The organism is Corynebacterium hindlerae, from assembly GCF_014117265.1.
Taxonomy (GTDB): domain Bacteria; phylum Actinomycetota; class Actinomycetes; order Mycobacteriales; family Mycobacteriaceae; genus Corynebacterium; species Corynebacterium hindlerae.
Genome location: NZ_CP059833.1, coordinates 1,240,848 through 1,263,537, shown reverse-complemented (window position 1 = coordinate 1,263,537; position 22,690 = coordinate 1,240,848). Strand labels below are relative to the sequence as shown.

Annotated in this window: 20 protein-coding genes and 1 tRNA gene; 8 read left to right on the top strand and 13 right to left on the bottom strand. The window is 60.5% G+C overall.

Going from position 1 to position 22,690, the window contains the following annotated elements; all coding sequences use genetic code 11:
* Positions 1 to 7 precede the first annotated feature (7 nt).
* Together HW450_RS06155 and HW450_RS06150 are read left to right on the top strand one after the other, a co-directional pair.
* Positions 8 to 289: a hypothetical protein gene (locus HW450_RS06155; RefSeq protein ID WP_232843346.1), complete on the top strand. Its 282-nt coding sequence runs from the start codon at positions 8 to 10 to the stop codon at positions 287 to 289.
* Positions 276 to 596, top strand: coding sequence for an Rv3654c family TadE-like protein (locus HW450_RS06150; RefSeq protein WP_182387092.1), 321 nt, complete (start codon positions 276 to 278; stop codon positions 594 to 596). The genes HW450_RS06155 and HW450_RS06150 overlap by 14 nt, the downstream gene beginning before the upstream one ends.
* Here HW450_RS06150 and HW450_RS06145 read toward each other — a convergent pair.
* Complete coding sequence (locus HW450_RS06145) at positions 593 to 2,941, bottom strand: DEAD/DEAH box helicase (protein ID WP_182387091.1); 2,349 nt, start codon at positions 2,939 to 2,941, stop codon at positions 593 to 595. The genes HW450_RS06150 and HW450_RS06145 overlap by 4 nt on opposite strands.
* Positions 2,942 to 3,215: 274 nt before the next feature.
* On the opposite strand from HW450_RS06145, the gene cspE reads away from it, so the two are divergent.
* Both cspE and topA read left to right on the top strand, forming a co-directional pair.
* The gene (cspE, locus tag HW450_RS06140; RefSeq protein ID WP_182387090.1) at positions 3,216 to 3,419 is read left to right on the top strand and encodes a transcription antiterminator/RNA stability regulator CspE; all 204 of its coding nucleotides are present in this window, start codon (positions 3,216 to 3,218) and stop codon (positions 3,417 to 3,419) included.
* Between the two features lie 179 nt (positions 3,420 to 3,598).
* Positions 3,599 to 6,541, top strand: a complete 2,943-nt coding sequence (gene topA, locus HW450_RS06135) for a type I DNA topoisomerase (RefSeq protein ID WP_182387089.1) — start codon at positions 3,599 to 3,601, stop codon at positions 6,539 to 6,541.
* Positions 6,542 to 6,727: 186 nt separating this feature from the next.
* On the opposite strand, the gene HW450_RS06130 is transcribed toward topA, so the two are convergent.
* Positions 6,728 to 7,699, bottom strand: a complete 972-nt coding sequence (locus tag HW450_RS06130; RefSeq protein WP_182387088.1) for a DUF5692 family protein — start codon at positions 7,697 to 7,699, stop codon at positions 6,728 to 6,730.
* 133 nt (positions 7,700 to 7,832) lie between these two features.
* On the opposite strand from HW450_RS06130, the gene HW450_RS06125 reads away from it, so the two are divergent.
* A complete protein-coding gene (locus HW450_RS06125; RefSeq protein WP_182387087.1) occupies positions 7,833 to 8,387 on the top strand; it encodes a TetR-like C-terminal domain-containing protein in 555 nt (184 codons plus the stop codon).
* Between the two features lie 27 nt (positions 8,388 to 8,414).
* Here the strand turns inward: HW450_RS06125 and HW450_RS06120 are convergent, their stop codons facing one another.
* Together HW450_RS06120 and HW450_RS06115 are read right to left on the bottom strand one after the other, a co-directional pair.
* On the bottom strand, positions 8,415 to 8,570 hold the full coding sequence (locus HW450_RS06120; protein WP_182387086.1) for a hypothetical protein: 156 nt from the start codon (positions 8,568 to 8,570) through the stop codon (positions 8,415 to 8,417).
* Positions 8,571 to 8,844: 274 nt separating this feature from the next.
* A complete protein-coding gene (locus HW450_RS06115) occupies positions 8,845 to 10,371 on the bottom strand; it encodes an adenylate/guanylate cyclase domain-containing protein (protein ID WP_182387085.1) in 1,527 nt (508 codons plus the stop codon).
* A 40-nt stretch (positions 10,372 to 10,411) separates the two neighbouring features.
* On the opposite strand from HW450_RS06115, the gene HW450_RS06110 reads away from it, so the two are divergent.
* From HW450_RS06110 to HW450_RS06100, 3 genes are all read left to right on the top strand, one after another.
* Positions 10,412 to 11,635, top strand: coding sequence for a DNA polymerase III subunit delta' (locus HW450_RS06110; RefSeq protein ID WP_182387084.1), 1,224 nt, complete (start codon positions 10,412 to 10,414; stop codon positions 11,633 to 11,635).
* 66 nt (positions 11,636 to 11,701) lie between these two features.
* Positions 11,702 to 11,777, top strand: a tRNA-Thr gene (locus tag HW450_RS06105).
* A gap of 72 nt (positions 11,778 to 11,849) precedes the next feature.
* Positions 11,850 to 12,782 carry a GDP-mannose 4,6-dehydratase gene (locus tag HW450_RS06100; RefSeq protein WP_182387083.1) on the top strand — a complete coding sequence of 311 codons (933 nt, stop codon included), beginning with the start codon at positions 11,850 to 11,852 and terminating at the stop codon, positions 12,780 to 12,782.
* Here HW450_RS06100 and HW450_RS06095 read toward each other — a convergent pair.
* From HW450_RS06095 to HW450_RS06055, 9 genes are all read right to left on the bottom strand, one after another.
* Entirely contained in the window at positions 12,767 to 13,945 is a 1,179-nt protein-coding gene (locus HW450_RS06095) for an HNH endonuclease signature motif containing protein (RefSeq protein ID WP_182387082.1), read from the bottom strand. The two genes, HW450_RS06100 and HW450_RS06095, sit on opposite strands and share 16 nt — an antisense overlap.
* A gap of 137 nt (positions 13,946 to 14,082) precedes the next feature.
* Positions 14,083 to 14,904 carry a DsbA family protein gene (locus HW450_RS06090; RefSeq protein ID WP_182387081.1) on the bottom strand — a complete coding sequence of 274 codons (822 nt, stop codon included), beginning with the start codon at positions 14,902 to 14,904 and terminating at the stop codon, positions 14,083 to 14,085.
* Entirely contained in the window at positions 14,904 to 15,254 is a 351-nt protein-coding gene (locus tag HW450_RS06085) for a DUF2304 domain-containing protein (RefSeq protein WP_182387080.1), read from the bottom strand. The genes HW450_RS06090 and HW450_RS06085 overlap by 1 nt, the downstream gene beginning before the upstream one ends.
* Entirely contained in the window at positions 15,251 to 15,943 is a 693-nt protein-coding gene (locus tag HW450_RS06080; protein ID WP_182387079.1) for a glycosyltransferase family 2 protein, read from the bottom strand. Before HW450_RS06080 ends, HW450_RS06085 begins: the two co-directional genes overlap by 4 nt.
* 26 nt (positions 15,944 to 15,969) lie before the next feature.
* Positions 15,970 to 16,788 carry a glycosyltransferase gene (locus HW450_RS06075; protein WP_182387078.1) on the bottom strand — a complete coding sequence of 273 codons (819 nt, stop codon included), beginning with the start codon at positions 16,786 to 16,788 and terminating at the stop codon, positions 15,970 to 15,972.
* Positions 16,789 to 16,798: 10 nt separating this feature from the next.
* Entirely contained in the window at positions 16,799 to 17,986 is a 1,188-nt protein-coding gene (locus HW450_RS06070; protein WP_182387077.1) for a polysaccharide biosynthesis protein, read from the bottom strand.
* Positions 17,983 to 19,332 carry a M1 family metallopeptidase gene (locus HW450_RS06065; protein ID WP_182387076.1) on the bottom strand — a complete coding sequence of 450 codons (1,350 nt, stop codon included), beginning with the start codon at positions 19,330 to 19,332 and terminating at the stop codon, positions 17,983 to 17,985. The genes HW450_RS06070 and HW450_RS06065 overlap by 4 nt, the downstream gene beginning before the upstream one ends.
* On the bottom strand, positions 19,329 to 21,299 hold the full coding sequence (locus HW450_RS06060) for a prolyl oligopeptidase family serine peptidase (protein WP_182387075.1): 1,971 nt from the start codon (positions 21,297 to 21,299) through the stop codon (positions 19,329 to 19,331). The genes HW450_RS06065 and HW450_RS06060 overlap by 4 nt, the downstream gene beginning before the upstream one ends.
* 177 nt (positions 21,300 to 21,476) lie before the next feature.
* Positions 21,477 to 22,523, bottom strand: coding sequence for an alpha/beta hydrolase (locus tag HW450_RS06055; protein ID WP_182387074.1), 1,047 nt, complete (start codon positions 22,521 to 22,523; stop codon positions 21,477 to 21,479).
* Positions 22,524 to 22,690: the final 167 nt, after the last annotated feature.

Here is a 22,690-nt window from a genome sequence, read left to right as displayed (position 1 = left end):
CGGGTCCGTGACCATCGAAGCAGCCTTCGGTGTCGCGAGCCTGGTCATTGTTGCTGGATTGATCGTCACCGCCATGGCCACCTTCGCCTGGTACATCTCGGCTGTGGATATGGCGGGGGCAGCAGCCAGGGCGCATGCGCTCGGCGTCTCGTACCAGCCGCCTCGTGGCACTGTCACGTACCGCGATGACGGGGTGTGGGCGACCGCAACCATCGCCATACCTACCCCGCTGACCACAGTCACAGCGTCCGCCACCTACCCACTGGAGCTTGTTCATGCGCCTGGATGACGACGACGGTTCCCTCACCATTGGGGCCGCCGGAACCATTGCAGCGCTGCTCGCGCTCGCGCTCATCGCAGCTGCTGCCGTCCGCACCGTCAGCAACACTCACCGGGCGCAGGTCAGCGCAGAGCTATCTGCAGTGGCGGGAGCGATGGCGCTCGCCACCAGTTCGGTACCGCCTTGCGAGAAAGCCCGCGACACAGCACAGCGTAACGGTGCAACCATCACCGATTGCACCATCAACGATGCAGACGTGCTGGTCACGGTGGACATTAGCGGGCAACGGGCCACAGCCAGAGCAGGCCCACTCTAATCCGACACCAATGACACCAACGCCCCCAGCAACGCGATCGCGCCAGCCTTATCAAGCGGCTGGTTGCCATTGCCGCACTTGGGCGACTGAATGCAGGAAGGACATCCACTCTCACAACTACAGGAACGAACCGTCTGAAAGGTCGCGGTGATCCACTCACCAAAGCGTCGGAAGCCATGATCCGCAAAACCGGCGCCACCGGGGTGACCGTCGTAAACAAACACCGTAGGCAGGCCCGTGTCAGGGTGCTGCGCGGTGGACACACCGCCAATGTCCCACCGATCACACGTCGCGAGCAGGGGCAACATCCCAATCGCGGCGTGCTCGGCGGCATGCAACGCGCCGGGAATGTCTGCCGCCGCAATGCCCATCGCGGACAGCGCCAGCGGATCAACGGTGTACGCCACCGCCCGGGTAGCAAGAAGCTGCTGGGGCATGTCGAGGGCCACGGAATCGAGCACTGTGCCGTCGGCAAGCTTGGTGATATACGACGTCACCTGAGTGGTGACCTCAACATCAACGGCGGCAACCCACACGCCACCGCCCAGGTCACGCAGCTCATCAGGGCCAGGATCACCCACGATGCGGATGTCTGTCGTGCTCCGGGCAAACGTGGACCAATCGGGCGCATCCGGGCGCGCCAGCGCGATGCCGTCGCCCAGGTCGAGATCGTCAATCACAAACGTCTCCCCCTGGTGCATATACACCGCGCCGGGGTGCACCTGCGATGGCGCCCGCTCCGCATCAATCGTTCCCAGCAGTCGGCCCGTGGTTGACTCCACAATCACCACTTCCCGGGAAGACCCGCCACGCAATCCCACCGCGGCATGTGCAGTATCCGGAGTCAGCTCTGCCTGCCCAGAGTCCACCGCGAACCACCCATGCGGGCGGCGCCGTAGCAACCCCTCCCTGGCGAGCTGTTCAGCCACGCCACGCGCCTGCCACTGATCCAACACCTCATCACTCAAGGCCTTCTCGACCGCAGCGCAGTACACATGACCGCGCAGGACATAAGGGTTCGTCGGGTCAAACACAATCCGCTCGATAGGCCGCCCTAGCAGCGCTTCTGGGTGGTGAATCAAGTAGTTGTCCATCGGTTCATCCCGCGCTACAAAGACCACCAACGAACCCTGCCCCCGGCGCCCCGCACGGCCGGCTTGCTGCCAAAACGACGCAATCGTCCCCGGGAATCCCGCGGTGACCACGGCATCTAACCCGCCGATGTCGATACCCAGTTCCAGGGCGTTCGTGGTGGCTACGCCGAGGAGGGTACCGTCGTCGAGAAGCTGCTCCAGCCTGCGGCGGTCCTCCGGCAGATAGCCCGCGCGGTACGACGCCACCCGCTGCGCGAACTCCGGACGGCCCATCAGCGTCAGCTCCTCAGCCGTGCGCAGCGCCACCACTTCGGCCCCGCGACGCGAACGCACAAACGTCAGCGTCCTCGCACCTTCGCTAATTGCGCTGGCCATGATGCCTGCAGCCTCAGTCGTCGCAGCGCGACGCACCGGGGCGCCGTGCTCGCCGGCTGCGCCTTCCACGAAGCCCGGCTCCCACAACATCACAGTTCGGGCGCCGGTTGGGGCGCCATCCTCCGTCACCGCCAGCACAGGGCTACCTATCAGATTCGTGGCATGCTCGGCTGGGTCAGTGGCGGTCGCCGACGCCAACACAAAAACCGGGTCGCTGCCGTACAACGCGGCAATGCGTCGCAGGCGACGGATCACCAGCGCAACATGGGCGCCGAACACTCCGCGGTAGGAGTGGCACTCATCAATCACCACAAACTTCAGCTTGCGGAGGAATCGACCCCACCGGGCATGATGCGCAAGCAGGGACGTGTGCACCATGTCGGGATTGCTGAAAATGAAGCGAGCCTGGTCACGAATGCCGGCGCGGGCATCGCTGGGGGTATCGCCGTCATAAGGGGCAGGGGTGATGTGTGCGAGGTCTGGAACAGCTCGTGTCAAGCGCAGCACGTTTGTGAGCTGATCACTGCCGAGCGCCTTTGTGGGGGTGAGGTATAGGGCGCAGGCGGTGGGGTCCTGCTGCAGCATGGTGAGGATGGGAAGCAAATAGCACAAAGACTTACCACTCGACGTGCCCGTGGCCACCACCGTGGACGTCCCGTGATACACCGCATCCGCCGTTGCCGCCTGGTGGGAAAACAACTGGCGTATCCCCTCATCCTCCAGGTGCTGTCGCAGTGGCGGGTACACCCAATCCGGCCACGGCGCGTACTGCGCAGGCTTCGGCGGGATGGTTTCCAGGTGAGTGCAGGTGGAGTTAGGGTAGCGACGCTGCACAAACTCGGCGATCTCCGTGCCTATCGTGGCGTGGTTGGGCATGCGTTTTCCTTTGGTTGCTGAAAATATTTGTCCCCGTGACCTGTGCTTTTGGTTTAAAGCTAAGTTTAGGGCTATCGCTTTGCCAAGTTTCGTGACACACTGGGAAGCGGTCGCAGCTTTTCCACGCGCAGTGTTTCCAGCGCTCGCACAGGATTTTGTTTATTGCGAGCGCTCAGTTCACTTCTTTGCGAGCGAATGAGAGTTCACAACGACCCGGCACTCCCATCAGAATGCGGGAATGCTGCTTCGCTTTCAAAGAAATAAGGTTTTTGTTATGGCACAGGGAACTGTGAAGTGGTTCAACGCTGAAAAGGGCTTCGGCTTCATCGCTCCAGCTGACGGATCCGCAGACGTATTTGTTCACTACTCCGAGATTCAGGGCAACGGCTTCCGCACTCTCGAGGAAAACCAGCAGGTTGAGTTCGAGATTGGCGAAGGCGCTAAGGGCCCACAAGCTCAGAACGTGGTGGCTCTGTAAGAGTTTTTCACGCTGCGACCCGGCTTCCTCACCGCAGGAAAGCCGGGTTTTGCTTTGTCCACAAGTGGGCAATTCCTCACACTTTTCTGCAAAAAACTAGACCAGTGCGTAGTAGCGCAATATATAACTGTGTACGGTAGTGAACTAATGCACCGTTGAAATGACAGAAAGTTGGCATAGTGGCAGAGTCAAATGCTGGCGTAAAACGCTTAGTGATTGTGGAGTCGGCGACCAAGGCGAAGAAGATCCAGCCGTATCTCGGTAAGGACTACATCGTCGAGGCGTCCGTGGGCCACATCCGTGACCTGCCACGAGGAGCCGCCGACGTGCCCGCCAAATACAAGAAAGAGCCGTGGGCTCGGCTTGGCGTGGACACAGATCACGGTTTTTCGCCGCTGTACGTGGTGAGCGCGGACAAGAAAAAGAAGGTCTCTGACCTGAAAGCGAAGCTCAAGGAAGTAGACGAGCTTTACCTCGCCACCGACCCCGACCGTGAGGGCGAAGCGATCGCGTGGCACCTGCTGGAGGTGCTGAAGCCGAAGGTGCCGGTCAAGCGCATGGTGTTCAACGAGATCACCAAGCCTGCGATCCTGGCCGCAGCAGAAAACACCCGCGACCTGGACCACAACCTGGTGGACGCGCAGGAAACTCGTCGCATCCTCGATCGCCTCTACGGCTACGAGGTATCCCCTGTGCTGTGGAAGAAAGTGATGCCACGCCTGTCTGCGGGGCGCGTGCAGTCGGTGGCTACTCGCGTCATCGTGGAGCGCGAGCGGGAGCGCATGGCGTTCGTGTCCGCAAACTATTGGGATCTCACTGCGCAGCTCAAGACCGACCAGCCAGCCAGCGCGGAAAACCCTAACGAATTCGCTGCGCGGCTCACCGCCGTCGATAAGCGGCGCGTGGCGCAAGGCCGGGACTTTAACGACCGCGGCGAGCTCAAGGGCAAGGACGTCATCGTCATTGACCAGGCGAAAGCCACGCAGCTTGCCGACGCCCTGAGCGGCACGACTATGACCGTAGCCAGCGTCGAGGAAAAGCCGTACACCCGACGGCCCTACGCCCCATTTATGACCTCGACGCTGCAGCAGGAAGCCGGACGCAAACTGCACTACACCTCCGAGCGCACCATGCGTATCGCGCAGCGCCTGTACGAAAACGGTCATATCACCTACATGCGTACGGACTCCACTACGCTCAGCGAGTCCGGCATTCAAGCAGCACGCCAGCAGGCACGCGAACTCTACGGTGATAAGTTCGTGGCTGACGCGCCGCGCCAGTACACCCGCAAGGTGAAGAACTCGCAGGAAGCCCACGAAGCGATCCGCCCGGCCGGCGAAACCTTCGCCACCCCAGGCCAGCTTCATGCACAACTGGACGCCGAAGAGTTCAAGCTCTATGAGCTCATTTGGCAGCGCACCGTCGCCTCCCAGATGGCTGACGCGCGTGGCACCTCCATGAAGGTGACCATCGCCGGCACCGCCACCTCCGGCGAGGACGTGGAATTCGCCGCTACCGGTCGCACCATCACTTTCCCCGGCTTCCTCAAGGCCTACGTGGAAACCTCGCAGCTCGAAGACGGCCGTAACGTGGCAGACAACGCTGAAAAGCGCCTGCCACAGCTGTCCAAGGGCGATGCACTCGCCGCGCAGCAGGTCGACGCCGAAGGTCACTCCACCAACCCGCCAGCCCGCTACACCGAAGCGTCCCTAGTGAAGAAGATGGAAGACCTCGGTATTGGACGCCCATCCACCTACGCGTCCATCATCAAGACCATCCAGGACCGCGGTTACGTTTTCTCCCGCGGCAATGCGCTGGTCCCGTCGTGGGTAGCGTTTGCCGTGGTCGGGCTGCTGGAGCAGAATTTCAGCTCCCTAGTGGACTACGACTTCACCTCCTCCATGGAAGATGAACTCGACGAGATCGCTGCCGGTAATGAAAACCGCACCGAGTGGTTGAACAGCTTCTACTTCGGTAACGCGGAAGTGGGCGACAAGACCGCAGACAGCGTGGCACGCCTCGGCGGGCTGAAAGCTCTGGTGGGCGACAACCTCGAAAACATTGACGCGCGCGAAGTGAACTCGCTCCGCCTATTTGTCGACGAGGAAGGTCGCGATATCGTGGTGCGCGTCGGCCGCTACGGCCCATACCTCGAGCGCATCGTGGGGCAGCTGCCCGACGGCACCCCGGAATATCAGCGCGCCAACCTGCCGGAATCCACCACCCCAGACGAGCTGTCCCTAGACGCCGCTGAAAAGCTCTTCGCCATTCCACAAGGTGGTCGCGAGCTCGGCGTCAACCCAACTAACGGTCGCATGATCGTAGCCAAGGACGGTCGCTACGGGCCTTATGTCACTGAGCTGGTTACCGAGGAGGAAAAAGCTTCCGTCGGCGCCCACGCTGAAGAAATCGTCGCCGAGGAACGCGCTGCCGAAGACGCGCAGCGCAAAGCCGAAGGCAAACGCGCAAAGAACTGGGAAACCAAAACTGCGGCCAACCAAAAGGAAAAGCGCATCAATCAGATCATCGAGGAAACCCTCAAACCAGGGACCGCCTCGCTGTTTTCCTCCATGGAACCCGCCACAGTCACCCTCGAGGACGCATTGCGGCTGCTGTCTCTCCCACGTGAAGTGGGTGTGGACCCAACCGACGGCGAAATGATCACTGCCCAGAACGGCCGCTACGGCCCGTACCTTAAGAAGGGCAGCGACTCTCGCTCCCTGGCCAACGAAGAACAAATCTTCACTGTGACCCTGGATGAAGCGCGGCGAATCTACTCCGAACCAAAGCGTCGCGGCCGTAGCGCCACCGCCGCAGCGCCACTCAAGGTACTCGGCGATAACGACGTCTCCGGCAAACCAATGCAGGTCAAGGACGGCCGCTTCGGTCCATACGTCACCGACGGCACCACCAATGCCTCCCTGCGCAAGGGCGACAACCCTGAAACCCTTACCGACGCGCGCGCCAACGAGCTGCTGTCCGAACGTAGAGCCAAGGAAGCCGCCGAAGGTGGCGCGCCGAAGAAGACGACCCGCAAGAAGGCAACCAAGAAGGCAACCAAGAAAGCTGCTAAGAAAACCGTGAAGCAGACCACGAAGCGTGTGGTGAAGGCACGGCGGTAGGTTGTCTGGGGCGCCCAGGCGGGCCAGAGTTCGGCAGCGTCTCCGCAGGTAGGGGCTGCGGAGATGAAGCTGGTATGGTGCGAATAGGGAATCTCTATCGATTGTCGATGGGCTTGTGACTGTTGGTGACACACGACGAAACCCCATTCGTGCCGTAGCAGGAATGGGGTTTGCTATATGGATCAGCTATGAAACGGCTTTCCGAGTCTCGGTTGCTTCAAACGAAGCAGGCACCGAAATGTTGGACATGAGGAGATCGTGGTGCGACCCGAGGTGGGTGTATAGCTCGTCGCGAAGCAAGCTCTTCTTGCGGGTGACCGCGGTGTAGATCTGGTAGCCGAACACGGCGACGTTGGCCACGAGCGCGATGAAGGACACGAGGAATAGTGCCTTCGGGTCGTGGGAAGCCTCGACAGAGAACTGCGAGGAGGTGACGAAGCTCGGCACGGCCATGGTGAACATCATCCAGAACGCGAGGGTGTGGGCGCGGTGCTGCAGCCAAGCACCCTTCTTGATGAAGAACGCCGGAATTGTGCAGGAAATCAGCAACGCGGCGCCCGCGTAGAAGGAATGATCACCAACGCAGTTGTAGACGTATGCGAAGTTCCACAGGTCGTATGCGATGATCCAGAACCACAGCATGTCAGGCCAAATCATGTCCTTAGACGGATCGCGGGAGATGATGATACCGGTCCAACCGCAGATCGTGATGAGGTTTAGTAGGCCAGCGATGCCGTTCATGTAATTCCAGGAGCCGGAGACCATGAACACACCGTCGACCATGCCGTTTGCGTTCATCGCGCCGACCTGGAAGTCGCGGATGCAGGCCTCCAAGATGTTTAGACCGAGGATGAACGGTGGGAAGCACAGTGCCCACTTGTTTGCTGCGAGCCGTGGATGGTAGCGCAGCGCCATGAAGCCGAGGCAGCCGGCGAGGGCGGAATAGACCTTGACCCAGTGGAACCAGGTGCCCGTCGATGAGCCAGCTCCTGCGGTGGTAGGCCAGACGAAGATGGTCAAAATGATTGGTAGCGCGATGAACAGTGCCCACCCGGCGTAGCGGGAGCGACGCGAGATTTCATTGAGGCCGATCAGGGCACCCAGCACCGCGAACCATGCGAGCCAGGAATACCAGGGGATGGTTGCGTATAAAAACATGACATTCTCCTTGTGAGTTGGGGCGCTCGCCTCGCAACCCATTCTTCAAGGAAAGCGCCTTGGTACTTTCAAGCCTATTGGTCGATAAAACACCTGTACATAGACACTTTTGCAGTTGTGTAAAGTGGCAGTCATGGATGCCCGTGACGCGCTTTCGGACGCGTTGAAAAGCGAGCTGGAGACTGCTGAGCTCTCCCGCATCACCGTCGCACGCCTCGCGGCCCGCGCTGGTGTGACCCGCCAGGCGTTCTATTACCACTTCGACGATGTTTACGACGCTGCCGCGTGGCTCTTCCAAAACGAGGTTGCGCGCCACATCCTCGCACACGCACGTTACGACGCCTGGGCTGCCGGATTCGAGCAGCTCATGACTTACATGTACACGCATCGCACCCAGGTCCAGGCGATTTTGAAATCGCTCACGATGCCCAAAACCGAGGTGTTCTTCTTCCGGGCGCTGCGCAGAATGATGACTGCGATTGTCGCCGAGCTTGCCGATGGCTATAGCTTGCAGCCAGCTGACCGTGATTTCATCATCGATCACTACACCCTCGCAGTGGTCGGGCACCTCATGCACTGGATCGCCACCGGAATGCGTGACGACCCGGCGCAACTAGCACACCGGGTCGAATATGTAATGCGAGGACACGTTCTCGAATCGATCGAGCGCTACGCCCAGACCGACTAGTCCCACGAGACTACTGAGTTGCAGGTTTTAGAAGTTCGAAACCTGGTTGATGAGCATGAACGTCCAGTGGTACATCGAAATCAGTGCTGCGCGGAACGCGCTACCGAAACCTGCGCCGATAGCATCAATGATGTTGCTCGGGAACGGCTGGTTTTCGAGGCTCCACTGCATGTTGTTAGACACGTTCGCCTACTCTTCGGAGGATAGCTGGGCAGCCTCGGAGGAGTTTTGAGCAGTGTAGCCAACGTGAGCAGACGGGGCAGAGATGATCATCAATGCTGCGGTAACCGCAGAAGCGAACTTTTTCATCGGTAGTTCCAATCCTTGAGGTGACGGGGTTCACTTTAAGGATCGCGTGTCGAGCGTTAAACCGTTAGCGGTGATTGAGTGTGTTTATCTACTGGTTATGAATTGGTTACCGAATTACTGACTCGAAATGACCACAAATTCAACGGCCCTAAGAACGATCCGCCAGCGTCGGCCGGATCGGGCGGGCGAGCTGCGTGAGCTCACCGCGCCCCCGCAGCTCCACTGATTTGAGTACGGTCCAGCGGGCCTGCTCGGCTTCGTTGGCGCCCCGCAGCGTCGATACGGAGGTCAGCACTCTGCCGGGTGCGTCTTTGGCTAGCTCGGTTAGTCGTGCTGCCTGATTCACGGCGTCTCCGATGACGGTGTATTCGAAACGGTCGTGGCCACCAATGTGCCCGGCCACTACATGCCCGGAAGCCACACCGATACCGCAGGTGAGCTCCATGTCCTTGAGTTCCGAACGTAACTCACGGGCGGCGGCGAGTGCGAGGCCCGGGGCGTCGGCAAGCGGCAGTGGCGCGCCGAAGATCGCAAGCGCGGCGTCGCCCTGGAACTTGTTGATCACGCCCCTGTGCTTGTGGACGACGTCGACCACTTTTTCAAAAAACTCATTCAGCGCCGCGACGACCTCTTCTGGGGTGTGGTTCACCGCGAAGGTGGTGGAGCCGATGACGTCGACAAAGAGTACAGCCACGTTGCGATCCTCGCCGCCCAACGTTGGGCGTTCCTCCATGGCGCGCCGGGCAACTTCAGTGCCTACGTAGCGGCCGAAGAGATCTCGGACCCGCTGGCGTTCCCGAAGGCCGCGCATCATCTCGTTAAAGCCGGCTTGGAGGACGCCGATTTCGGAGCCGTCGTAGATGTCCACAGCCACGTCGGTTTCGCCTCGACGCACCCGATTAATAGCGGTTTGGAGCTCATGAATGGGGTCCACCACGCTCATGATGACAAGTGTTTGGGCTGCGAACCCTGCCAGCAGAGAAATCACGCCAAGGGCCAAGATAGCGGGGAAAAGATCCGACGCGGTGTCCGTGAAATAGCCGTAATGGTGCCCCATTACCAGTAAACAGATGGCCAGCATTGGGACCGCGGCAGTGATCACCCACGTGACCCGCAGGCGCTGGGTCACTGGCGGCTCCAACGTGGAATCTTCAAAGCGTTGCGCCAGGGCTTGCGCCGCGATGGGGCGCACAATCCGTTCCGCCTCCAAATAGGTCAGCAACACCACGACGGAACCGCCCAGAGATGACACCAGCCCCAACACTAATGCCAGCTTGCCGTCGTGCTGCGCCGCCAGAGACGTCACCACAACAATGCCGATGAACCAGATAACAGCGCACAAAATTGCCTGGTAGACGGGGATGCGCATGACCAAGTTGCGCACCATATTCGGGTCGTGGTCCTCAGGGCTGTGTTGCCAGGCAAGTACCGGCCTGAACAGTAAAAACGTCAATATGGCCCCGATGAAGGAGCCCGCCACCAGGTACCCGATCCCCACTTCAGGCAGCTGGCTATCCAAAGACACGAATGCTTCTTTTTCCGGCATCGGGATGAGCCAGCGGAAAAACAGCATTGTGGCGATCGCGCCCAGCACGTTGGAAAGAAAAATGGTGGCAGCGTAGAGCGGCCAGGAGGTCCTCCAGAGCCACTTCACAATCTGCGCAAAACGAGTCATGCCCACTACTTTATCCGCCCTACACGATAGGGTGGGTGGGGTGAGCCAAAATTCTGTGTTTGACCGGCTGGCCGGGGCAGCCCATCTGCGTCGCACGCTTATCGACGCCGCCACCGCCGCACGCCACATCGCTGCCGGAACCGCGTCCCCGCAAGGCGCAGAAGCTGCCGCGATGACACACTCCTGGCTGTTCACTGGCCCTCCCGGCTCCGGGCGCTCCAACGCTGCCCGAGCCTTCGCTGCCGCCCTGATGTGCAGCTCACCGACCTCCGTCGGCTGTGGTGAATGCGAGAATTGCCGCGCTGTGCTTGCTGGTACCCACCCGGACTTGGTGCACATCGTGCCACAGGAGCTGTCGATCGGTGTTGACCTCATGCGTGACAAGGTCATTGGTCCTGCCATTTCCTCGCCCACGCACGCTCCCTGGCGCGTCATCATCATCGAGGACGCGGACCGCTTGTCCGACTCGGCGGCAAATGCGCTGCTGAAAACGGTGGAGGAGCCTGCCGCGCGGACCGTGATCATGCTGTGCGCACCGTCGACGGACCCGCAGGATTTCTCAGTTACGCTGCGCTCACGCTGCCGGCACGTGTATGTTCCCACTCCAGCGCTGGAGGACGTCACCCGGATTCTGCTGGCTGAGGGGGGTGTTTCCGAGGATGCGGCCCGGCTCGCTGCCGCCGCGACATCCGGACACATCGGCCGGGCGCGGCACCTTGCGCACTCGGAAGCGGCTCAAAAGCGCCGGGCTCAAGTCCTGCACCTGGCCGAACTGATCTACCACAAAGAAGCCGCATTTCAGGAGGTAGGCGATTTGGTGAAAGCGGTAGAGGCCGAAGTGAAGGCAGACCTTGCGCCCAAAGAAGAGGCGGAAATAGAAAAGGTCCGTAATTCCTTCGGCGCCGGGGTAAAAGGCAAGGGGGCGAGCCGGCTGACTAAAGGAATGGAGACCGAGGTCAAGGCGTTGGAGGCCGTCCACAAGAACCGCCGGAAGCGCGCCGAACGTGACGCCTACGACCTCGCCCTCATTGATCTTGCCGGGCTCTACCGGGATGCGCTCGTCCGCGACGCCGGCATCCAGCTCACCCATCCGGACTTTGACGGGCTGTCCAGCGACCTCGCCTCCCGTAATGATGCGGCAGCTCTTACAGACTGCCTCGACGCCATCAACGCCTGCCGGGAATCGTTTGGGCACAACGTGCGCCCAGTGGTGGCGCTCTCCGGGCTCGTAGGCCGGCTCCGGAAGGCCTGTAAAGTGCAATGACCAGCGGTTTTTATTCTTTATTCCGCGTGCGCTAAACTAGTCCCTCGATGCTTATTGTGCATCGGTGCCGCCTTAGCTCAGTCGGTAGAGCATTTCACTCGTAATGAAAAGGTCGCGAGTTCGATTCTCGCAGGCGGCTCCAATTAGACAGCAGGTCACCAGTGATGGTGGCCTGCTGTTGTTTGTTCGCTGGCAAAAGCACTAGGGTGAAACCATGCGTGCATTAGTTACCGGCGGTGCCGGCTTCATTGGTTCTCATTTGACGGATCTTCTGATTGAGAAGGGCCACGATGTTGTTGTGGTCGATAACCTATCCCGTGGCAATGTGAGGAACCTGGAGGCTGCGCAGGCCACCGGCAAATGCCTGTTTGTTGAGGCGGACATCCTGGAACTGGACTTTGACAAGTTCTTGGGCGAGCATCGCCCGGAAGTGATTTTCCACCTGGCTGCGCAGATTGATGTGCGGGAATCGGTGAAGAATCCGGTGCACGACGCCACTACCAATATCATTTCCACGATCCGCATTGCGGAAGCCGCTCGGAGGAATAGCGTCCGCAAGATCGTGTTCACCTCTTCCGGTGGTTCGATTTATGGCACGCCGGAGACGTTCCCGGTGGACGAGTCGTTCCCGATTGATCCGCATTCGCCTTATGCGGCGTCTAAAAGCGCTGGCGAAATCTACCTGAACACGTTCCGTCACCTGTATGGGCTGGAGTGCGCGCATATTGCTCCGGCGAATGTGTACGGTCCGCGGCAGGATCCGCACGGCGAGGCCGGTGTGGTGGCGATTTTCTCGCAGCGGCTACTGGCGGGCGAGCCGACCAAGGTGTTCGGTGACGGTGGCAACACCCGCGACTACGTCTACGTTGGTGACGTGGTGCGGGCGTTCTACCTGGCTGCGGGTTCCAAGGGGGGCGGCATGCGGTTCAATATCGGAACCTCTGTGGAGACGAGCGACCGGGAGCTGCACACGCTGGTGGCGCAGGCTGCGGGCGCGCCGGATGACCCGGAGTTTGCCCCGGCACGGCTTGGCGACGTCCCTCGTTCCGCCCTCGCTTATTCCCGCGCGCGTGAGGTGCTCGGATGGGAGCCTGAAGTGTCCATTGAAGAGGGCGTTCGCCGTACGGTGGACTACTTCAGGGAATAGCGCCGCCTGAGTTTCCTGCCCGCTGCTTTCTTTGCTGCGGGGGAATTATTTTCTGCCTCACCCGCGTGGTCTGCAAAGCGACATCCGCGGTGGTCTTTTCGCATGTGGGGCCCGGATCTGTCGTCCCGGTTCCTGCGGTGGTGCTTGCGACACATCAGGGCGATGTTGTCCAGCGCAGTTTCCTGGCACTGGGACCACGGGATGACATGGTGGCCGTCGCAGCGCCCGGCGACCTCGTCGCAGCCGGGGTACTGGCAGACGAGTTGCTCCGCTAAAAGGGCGACCCGCTGGGCGAAGGTGACGCTTCTGTTGCCGGTGACCAGCTGAACAACCGCGCCGTGATGGTTGTGTACGGCGATATAGTCAGTGATGTTATCGTTTCCGAGCGCCAGGATTTCCAGCAGGTTGAGCTCGAAATGGGTGTTGGTGGGGAACCGGTTGGCCAGGTCGAGTTCGTCATCTTCCGTGATGGAGACAACGAGGCTGGCGTGCCCGGTGTTGTTGACACGGTTGCTGCTAGCCCAGCGGACGACTTCCGCGAAAGCGTCATGTTGGCGTTGCCGCACGGTGCGGAGGTCGCCGTCGGCTCTTGGGGTGGTGCTGAAAGCTTGGTTCATGAGTGCTTCCAGGAGGGCCCCGGTTTCCGGCGTGGTGTATCCGGAGAACTTGGCGCCACCATGTTCATCGGGCTTGCCGAGTGTGAACCGGCGTTGCACGCGCGCCTGGAGGGGATCTTTGGCCAGGCGCTGGTTTTCCTGCACAACCTGGTCGCGGGTAAAGCGCCAGGTTTGCTCAGGTGACGTGGGGCGGTTGTAGCCCTGAACTTCTGTGGAAGCTGCGTCGTAGATTTCATCTCGCCGGTTCGACGCTGGCGACAGGCTGGTGAGGGCGCGCAAGATTTCGTCTTGGTGGTCGGCGTCGACGCCGTCGTCCCACCGCGAATCGGCACGCCGGAGGAGCGTCTTAGCATGCCGTGGATGAACCCCGGCCCTGCCGAGGCCTTCTAGATCGAGATGGCTGGCGAGCGAGGTCTCCAAACGGGCGACGGCCTCTCGGATTTGCACCAAATCAGCGACAGCCCCCTCGACTTCGAAAGGGTTAGTGACGTCAATGACGTGTCCTTCGCCCCGAATTATTGTTAATGCTGCTTGCAGTTCTTGCATGGTTCACCCCCTGTGACCTGCTCATTTAATTTACTGACTACAGCATAACAACCAAGGAGGACACGCCAACTCAAAAAGTGGCACACATGTTCGAAAAGTGGTGTAGTTCTGCCTTCCAACGCAGTTATCGGAAAGCGCTACTTAACCGTGGCAGCCAGCTGCTCATTCAGGGCAGATTCAAACACTTCCCACGGCTGGGCGCCAGAGACAAACTTAGTGCCGATCAAAAACGCTGGGGTGCCAGAAATACCGATCCCGCCGCCGTATTTCTTGGCCTGCTCGATGGCCTGGTCATACTTGTCTGAAGTGGCGTCTGCCTTGAATTTGTCCATATCAGGAACGCCGGCAGCCTGGGCAAAGCGCTCAAAGTCGGCCTGACCGAAGCCAGGGTGCCCGTTTTGCTTCGCAGACTCGGCGAATAACGCAGACTTGAATTCGTGGAACTTGTTCTGCTCGGCAGCGGCGCGCCCAGCCCGGGCAGCAGCGTCGGCATCCGGCCCGTTGATAGGCAGGTCATTCCACTCGATGCGGACGAGGCCCTTCTCCACGTAATCAGTGAGGATGCGCCCCTCGGTTTGGGTGGAGTAGCGAGCGCAGAATGGGCACTCAAAATCGGAAAACTCGGAGATCACTACAGGGGCGTCGAGGGCACCGATAGCGAAAGGATCCTCCGGGTTGCGGCGGTGGATCTTTTCAATGTCTGCTTGGGACTTGATCTCCCCGCTGGGGCCTTGGATCAGCGCGTTATAGGTGCCGTCGGCAAGCGGCTTGGCGGTGCGGTCACCGGTGCCGGCCTGCACCTTCGCCAGTTTCGCGTTGATGGCCGTGGCGGATGAGGGGTTTTCGGCGATGAACTGGGATGTCGCGGAGCGTTCGCCCAAGATGAAGCCACCGAGGCCAAACACCGAACCCAAAAGCACACCAATAACAACAAGCAGGGCAACACGCGTGCGGGACATTAGCTCAGTTCTTCTTCCGGCTTCACAGCATTCTTCAGCGCGATGGCGCGGGCAAGGCGCGCGTAGCGCAGCTCCTGCTCACGAAAGCGCACGTAGGAGGACAAGGTGGTGAACATGAATGCCACGACCAGGGCGTAGAGCAGCAGATCGGTGCCACGGGAAACGCCCACCCAGTTGGCCACCACGGTCAGATCATCGGGGCGGAGAACAGCCCAGATACAAGCCAAGATGAACAACAAAAAGCCCAGCTTCACGCCAGCCTTCGCACGTGCTTTACGACGGTTGCCCAGGAAATAGAGCACCAAAAACGCAGTCGCTAGCAGCAGCAGAATCTGAATCACAATGGTCATGGCAACTTCCTCGCAAGCAAACCGTCGGCGAGGATATTCACGCCGTTGATCAGGGACTGGCCCTTGGACATGGAGTACTCGGTGTACAGGATATCTACCGGCTCCTCGGCCACCCGCCACTTCTTTTCGTCCATGGTGGAGACGAACTCGGAGGCGTGGCTCATGCCGTTCATGCGCAGGTTCAGCTCATTAGCGACCCTTTTGTTGAAGGCTCGCAGGCCATTGTGGGCGTCGGTAAGCCCGAGGCGACGGGTGCGCGGCGAGAGGAACACGACGGTCTTGAGCACCACCCGCTTAATCCACGGCACCTGGTCATCCTCGGCGCGCGGGCGGCCGAACCGGGTTCCCACGACAATGTCGATCGGTTCAGTACGTAGCCGGTTCAGCATCTTCACCACGTCCTTCACCTGGTGCTGGCCGTCGGCATCGAAGGTGACAAAATACTCGGCGCCCGGCTGCATCCGCGCATACTCCACGCCAGTCTGGATCGCCGCACCCTGGCCGAGGTTCACGGGGTGGTTCACCAAGTGAGCACCTGCGGCGTGAATACGCGCGGCGGAGTCGTCGGCGGAACCGTCGTTGACGGCCACGATGTTAGGAAAGGTCTTGCGCGCGTTTTCGATGACGTCCTGAATCACAGAGCCCTCGTTGTAGCACGGAATAACCAGCCAAGTGTCAGTATTATCCATGATGGCTAGTAGCCTAACGCATCGCACTAGTCGCGGTGGAACAACCTGCCGTACGCTGCCCGTAAAGCTTGCGCGGGCAAGAGCCGATAGGCCGTGCGCGCCACCAGGTTAAACCACGAACGCGGCCGGGAAATCAGGCCATAGGACACCAAATTGCGCTGCATGTGACGCTCCGCCGCGAACATACCCTTGCCCGTGCGGCGCTCAAACACGTCGGCGCTGGAACGGAAATACGTCAGCGGTTGCTGCAGGTTATGGAGCTGCGCACCGCTGGCGAGCAGGCGAGCATACAGGTCGTAGTCCTCCATGTGGTGCACGTCGCGATAGCCACCCGCTGCCTTAGCGACGGCCGTCCGCATCATCACACTCGGATTATTGATAGGGGAATTAATTAGCGCATATTTTGCCAGTTCATCATGGGTTTCTGGCAAAGTGCGCACTCCGACAACGTTGGTGATGTCATCGTGGAACTCTGCCAGCGCGGTGCCCAACACGTCAATATCTGGGTGCGCGGCGAAAAACGCAAGTTGCTGCGCGAAGCGCTCCGGGTATGCGACATCGTCGGCGTCGAGACGCGCGATGAAATCGGTGTCAATGGTGCTGAGCCCTGCTTGAGACGCAGGCCCCGCCCCCTGGTTACGCGCCAACACGATCGTGCGGGCACCGTCATAGGAGGTGAGGAAGGCGTCGATAAGCGCCTGCAAATCGTCACCGATCGGCCCATCCTGTACGATCACCACCTCGTCCGCCGGGTGGGTTTGTAGCGTCAAGGAGTCGAGGGCTTCCCGCAGCTCGGCGGGCTTAATGCGGTGATAGACGGTGACAAGAACGGAGAGCGTCGGCATACCACGTATCCTAGTCGCGAACCAGCGCGGACACATGGACTAAAGCGCCCACGGCCGGGCCCAGCAACAGTGCCGTGCACACGTTCGTGGCCAGCGTAAAAGGGAGCAACAACATGGCAAAAGCCACCACGGTGGCCACGACCCACCCCAGCACGTAGCTGCGGTAACGCTCGATAGCGAGGGTCGCAGTACCGGTGATCATGAGCGCGCCAGTGCAGGCACTCGCCAGGGTGAGGATGGCTAGCACCACCCCCGGGACCGCGTAGTCCGGCCCCCACAGCGTTTCCATGATCCACGGACCAATCAGCCAAGCTAGGGCGCCACCGCTGACCCCAAGCGCAAACACTGCCGCTACGGGCTTCGCTAAGGCCTGCAGCACGTGCGCGCGACCCGCCACAAAGTTCACGATCAACGCTGACTGGAAGCGCTGCAGCGGCACCAAAATCGGGGCGCGCGTCAGCGTCACCGCGTACATGACTGCTGCCATCGTCACCCCAGCCACCGGGGTAGGATCCTGGGTCGCCTTAATGAACGTGGGAAAACCCGTAATGAGCAGCGCAGTTGCCCCGGTCGCCATCATGGCCGACAGCGTATTTCGGCGGAAGACCACTGGCGCACAGTCCGTCTGAGCGCGCACCGCATCCTTGGCCAGCGGGAAGATTATCAGCCAGCTCAGTGCGCCGATCACCGTGATGACCAGGAACATCGGAAGTCCCCAGCCTGCCCACCACGCGAGCAACACCAAGCCTAGGCGAATCCCAGAATCCAGGGTGAGCAGCGCCGCCAAAAGTGGCCACTTCTCAGTGCCACTGAGCAGACCGGACATCAACGCCTGGAAGACGTATGACATCAAGCCGAAGGCCAACAGTGCCACCGCCACGCCGGATGTCGTAGACAGCAGCATGAGCCAGAGCGGTGAAGAGATGATGGCGATGAAGCCAAGGACACTCGCGATCCCCGCTGCGGTACGCCACGGGTTAGCAACAACTAGCGGTAGTTGATCGTGTGAACGCGCACTGGAGACGGACCTGGTGGTTTCTTGCATGAGGCCGTCGATGAGCCCAGTGATGGCGAAGAATAGCCCCCAGAAGGCCATGAACTCTTCTACCTCGACGCGTGGCATGGCGTGCGGGGCGATGAAAATGATGGCGAAGCCGGACAGCGCTGCGAACACTGTCGCTAGGGACAGTGATTTCATCGGGCGCTCGGCTCCGGGAACACCGGCAGCTGCACCTCATGCAGCCAGGACTCCCACAGCTGTGTCACGGCATGCGGGTCCTCGGCAGCATTCAACACTTCTCCGCGCAGGTCGTGCGGTTCCACGACACCGTGACGGCCGAATTCGACGTAGCGGTGCAGCATTGCGAAGAACTGATCGTCGCCAAGCAGCGTGCGGAGGGAGTGGACCACCAACGCGCCGCGCTTGTACACGCGGTCATCAAACATATCCCGCGGGCCGGGATTAGCGAGTAGAAGATCCTGAGGCTTCGCCACCAAGCCACGGTAGTGTTCCCGTGCCGCCTCGGCGGCTGGCCGGCCAGCGGAATGCTCGAACCACAGCCATTCGGCGTAGCAGGCAAAGCCCTCGTTGAGCCAAATGTCATTCCACTGGGCTAGGCCCATCGAGTTGCCAAACCACTGATGAGACAGCTCGTGCGCGATGAGGCGCTCCCAGCGGGCTTCCCGCGCATGATTGGCGCCGAAAATAGACAACCCGGCCGCTTCCAGCGGGATCTCGAGGTTGTCTTCGGTCACGACTACCGTGTAGCTGCTAAAGGGATATTCGCCGAATAGCTGCACGTAAAGGGCCAACATGTCCGCCTGGCGCGCAAAGCTTTTCTGGAATGCCGGAATGAGTTTCGCCGGCACGTAGCCGATAATGGGGACCGGATCGTTGCTCAGCTCCAGGCGTTGGTACTCGCCGACCATCACCGTGGCCAGATATGTTGCCATCGGCTGCTCGATGTGCCAGTGGAATGTGGTGCGCGACCCAGATCGGCTTTGACCTCGAAGGATGCCGTTGCACACCGCCGTGAACGGGTTATCGACGCTCACGTGAAAGTCATACGTCGCCTTCTCATCCGGGGTGTCATCGCAGGGGAACCACGTACGCGCGCCACAGGGTTGGGACGCGACGAGGGAGCCGGAGGACAGCTCCTCCCAGCCGATTTCTCCCCACGCTGTTCGGACGGGGTGGGGGTTGCCGGCGTATTTGATCGTCAGCACGAAGCTCGTGTCGGCGGGGACCTCTTCCGCGAAGGCAATCCGGAGCTTGTCTGAGGATTGTTTGAACCTTGCGAGTCGCACGCCCTGCGCCGTCACCTTGGACACTCGCATGGAATCCACCAGGTCAAGAGTCATGCCCTGGATCGGTTCGTAATTCTCCGCATCGATCGTGGCCACCGCGTTCAGCCGGTTCGGCAGTACCCGGTAATCGAGGGTGAGGTCGTAGTGGCTGATGTGGAACCCGAGGTTGAAGTCGACCCCCGTGTAGTCGTCTCGGGTACCGGGGATCGGGGTGTTGCGCAGGCGGTGAGTGGTCATCGGTTACTTAGGGTACTCCACAGCCAGGAGTAGATGAGCGCTTCCATGAATGCAGTTTGCTCGTTGTCGGCCGCCCCGGCGTGGCCACCCTCGATGTTTTCGTAGTAATCGACGCGCTGACCTGCGTCTTCGAGTTGCTGGGTGAACAGGCGGGCGTGGGAGGGGTGGACGCGGTCATCGCGCGTGGAGGTGGTCACGAGGCAAGGCGGGTAAGCACGCTGCTTATCGACGCCCTCCAGCGGTGACCACTTCACGATGGCTTCCCGCTCAGTTGGATCATCCGGGTTGCCGTATTCCGCCATCCAGGAGGCGCCGGCGCTCATGGTGTGGTAGCTCAACATGTCTGTTAGAGGCACTTGACTGACCACGGCCCCCATCCGGTCGGGATACTGCACGAGTGCGCCAGCGGTGAGCAGCCCGCCGTTAGATCCGCCCCTGATACCGAGCAGCTGTGGGGTAGTGTAACCACGTTCCACGAGGTCAGCGAGGACAGCCTCGTGGTCCTCCCATACCTTGTGCCGGTTCGTTTTCACCACCTGGGAGTGCCACTCCGGACCAAACTCTCCGCCACCACGCAGATTTGCTTCCACGAACAGGCCTGACCGCGCGAGCCAACCGATGCCTCGCGTCACCGAATAGCTGGGGCGCAGTGAGACCTCGAAACCGCCGTAGGCGTGGACCAACGTTGGCTGTGCCTGATCGGTAAACACACCCGTGATGAAGTAGGGGATGCGGGTGCCATCGGTGGAGGTAGCCCAGTGCTGGCGGGTTTCCATCCCGGTGGCGTCGAAAAGCGCAGGCGCGGTCTTTACTTCGGTCAGCTCCCCACCGATATGCCCAAAATGCAGGGTGGTGGGCTGGGCGAAGCTAGTAGTGGTGATCCATATCTCGTCATCGCGCAGTGGGCTGGTTCCGGCGACCGAGGAGGTTCCCAGGCCATCGACGAGCGTGTGCTGCTCGTCCCACTGGCCGAGCGGGATGGTGATGATGCGGCTGGCCACATTGCTGAGCAGGCTGAGCACTGCGTAGTTCTTGGTGAACGTCAGCCCCTGCAGGGAGGTTTCTGCGGTAGGAGTAAAAACCGGCGTGAAGTCACGGTCCCCGGCGAGGAAGTTCTCAAAGAGCTTCACTCCCAGACCACCGGCCGGGATCCCGGCGAAATCCGTGCGGGGTGCAATGAACATCCATTCGCGGAAGGTGGAGAAACCGCAGTCTTCGGGGATGTCAATGAGTTGGAGTCCATCCCGGTCCAGGTAGGTGCGGGAACGGTAGAAATCGAGGGAACGGGTGACGAAGGTTCGCTCGAAGCCGGGCATCGAGTCGTGCCAGCCACCCACTGCCACGTCGCTGCGACTACCTGAGAAAAACAGTTCCGCATCGGCCAAGTCCTCGCCACGCTTCCACAGGTACACGTGGGCGGGGTACCCAGATTCGGTGAGGGAATCTTCTCCCATGTCAGTGCCGATGAGCAAGGTGTCCTGATCTAGCCAACTGACGTCGGTTTTTGCTTCTGGAACGGTGAAGCCACCAGGCACAAATTCGCCGGTGGTAAGGTCAAATTCCCGGAGCTCGGTCGCGTCCGCGCCACCACGGGAGAGCTTGATCATCGCACGGTCGTAGTGTGGAGAACGCACATGCGCTCCTTTCCACACCCAGTTCTCGCCTTCGGCGGCAGCCAACTGATCTACGTCGATCAGGGTGCGCCACTCGGTTTCTCCCAGGTAGCTGTCCAAGGTGGTGGTCCGCCAGACGCCGCGTGGGTGATCGGCATCGCGCCAAAAGTTGAAAAGCAACTCGCCGCGCCGGCGGGGCATGGGGATCCGCGCGTCCGTATCCAGCGCCGCAAGCAGCTCACTACGAAGCGGCTCAAGTTCGAGCTTTGCTGCCGTGCGCTCGGATCTTTCCGCAGCCCACGCTAGTGCGTCAGGAGAGTCAATATCGCGCAGGAAGTCGTGGGTCTGTGTCATACCCCGTGAGTTTACTGATATGTGTCGAATCAGGGGTAGGAGTGAAATCAAGCGTACGTTTGGGACGATTTAGGCTCTAAAAATCCCATCCGTACGCTCGATTTGCGCAGCGGTTATTGGTGAGAATGCAAAAATCGCCCGCCTCCGAGATGGAGGGGGCGATTTTAACCGGCTGCGCTACATTCCGAAGGCGTAGCGGAAGGTCTCCCAGGAGCCGCGCAGGTCATCCTGCCAGTAGGACCAGGAGTGGGTACCAACTGGACGCAGTGCCCAGTCTGCACCAATACCCTGAGCATCCAACTTGGCCTTCAGGTCGTGGGTGCACTGGTTGGTAGCAGCTTCGATGGCGCCACCTTCAACGACCAGGACGCCGACGTTAGCAGAGTTACCCTGGGTGCGTGGGCTGGTCCACAGGTCGTTCTGGCCTGCCAGGCCGGAGGCGTTGGAGATGTACATCGCGGTGCCACGCAGCTTTTCGGCGTTGATGAGGGCGTCGTTGTAGTGCCAGTTACCGGTGCCAAGTGGGCCCCACATCATTTCGCGGTTAACGCCACCGCGCTCGAGGGTCTTGTCGATGGCGAACAGGCCGAGACCGCCGGACGTCTGCGCACAACCGGAGAAGGAGCCGATAGCGTCGTAGAAGCCTGGCTGGTGCTGTGCGTACAGCAGGGTGGTGGTGGCGGACATAGACATGCCGAAGATGGCGCGCTGGGAGTTAGCGCCCAGCTGTGCTTCGATGGCCTGTGGCAGTTCCTTGGTCATGAAGGTTTCCCACATTTGCTTGCCACCGAGGCTTGGTGCGTCCTGCTGCCAGTCGGTGTAGTAGGAGAACTTGCCGGCCATTGGGATGACCAGGTTGACGTCCTTGTCGCCGTAGAAGTCGAGAATGTCAGACTGCATGACCCAGTTGGCGCGACCTTCGCCGCCGTCGCCACCGTTCAGGGCGTACACGGTTGGACGACCTGGGTTAGCAGCACGCTTAACGACGAGCGGTACCCAGCGATCCATGGACGGAGAGTAAGCCCACATCTCTTCTGCCAGTGGGTGTGCTTCAACGGCCGCACGCCACTGCGGGGCGTCACCCATTGGTCCAACATTGATCTGGGCTGGGGCAACACCGGCTGCGACCTCTGCAACGGGGGTGCCTGCGATTGCTACTGGAGCTCCAGCCAGCAGGGTGGCGGCAGCAGCCACAGAAGCGGCGATGCGACGGAAGTTCTTCATATATTCAGTCTTTCTCGTTCTACGACGGTAGACCGGCAGGTCTATCCCATGTGTATGACAGCGGTCTTACAACCTTCAAAGGGCTTGTCGGCAGTTTCGTTCCGAATGTTACCAATCGACAATCTTTCCGTGAAAGTAGGGAACTTTCAAGACAAAGGGTAACCACC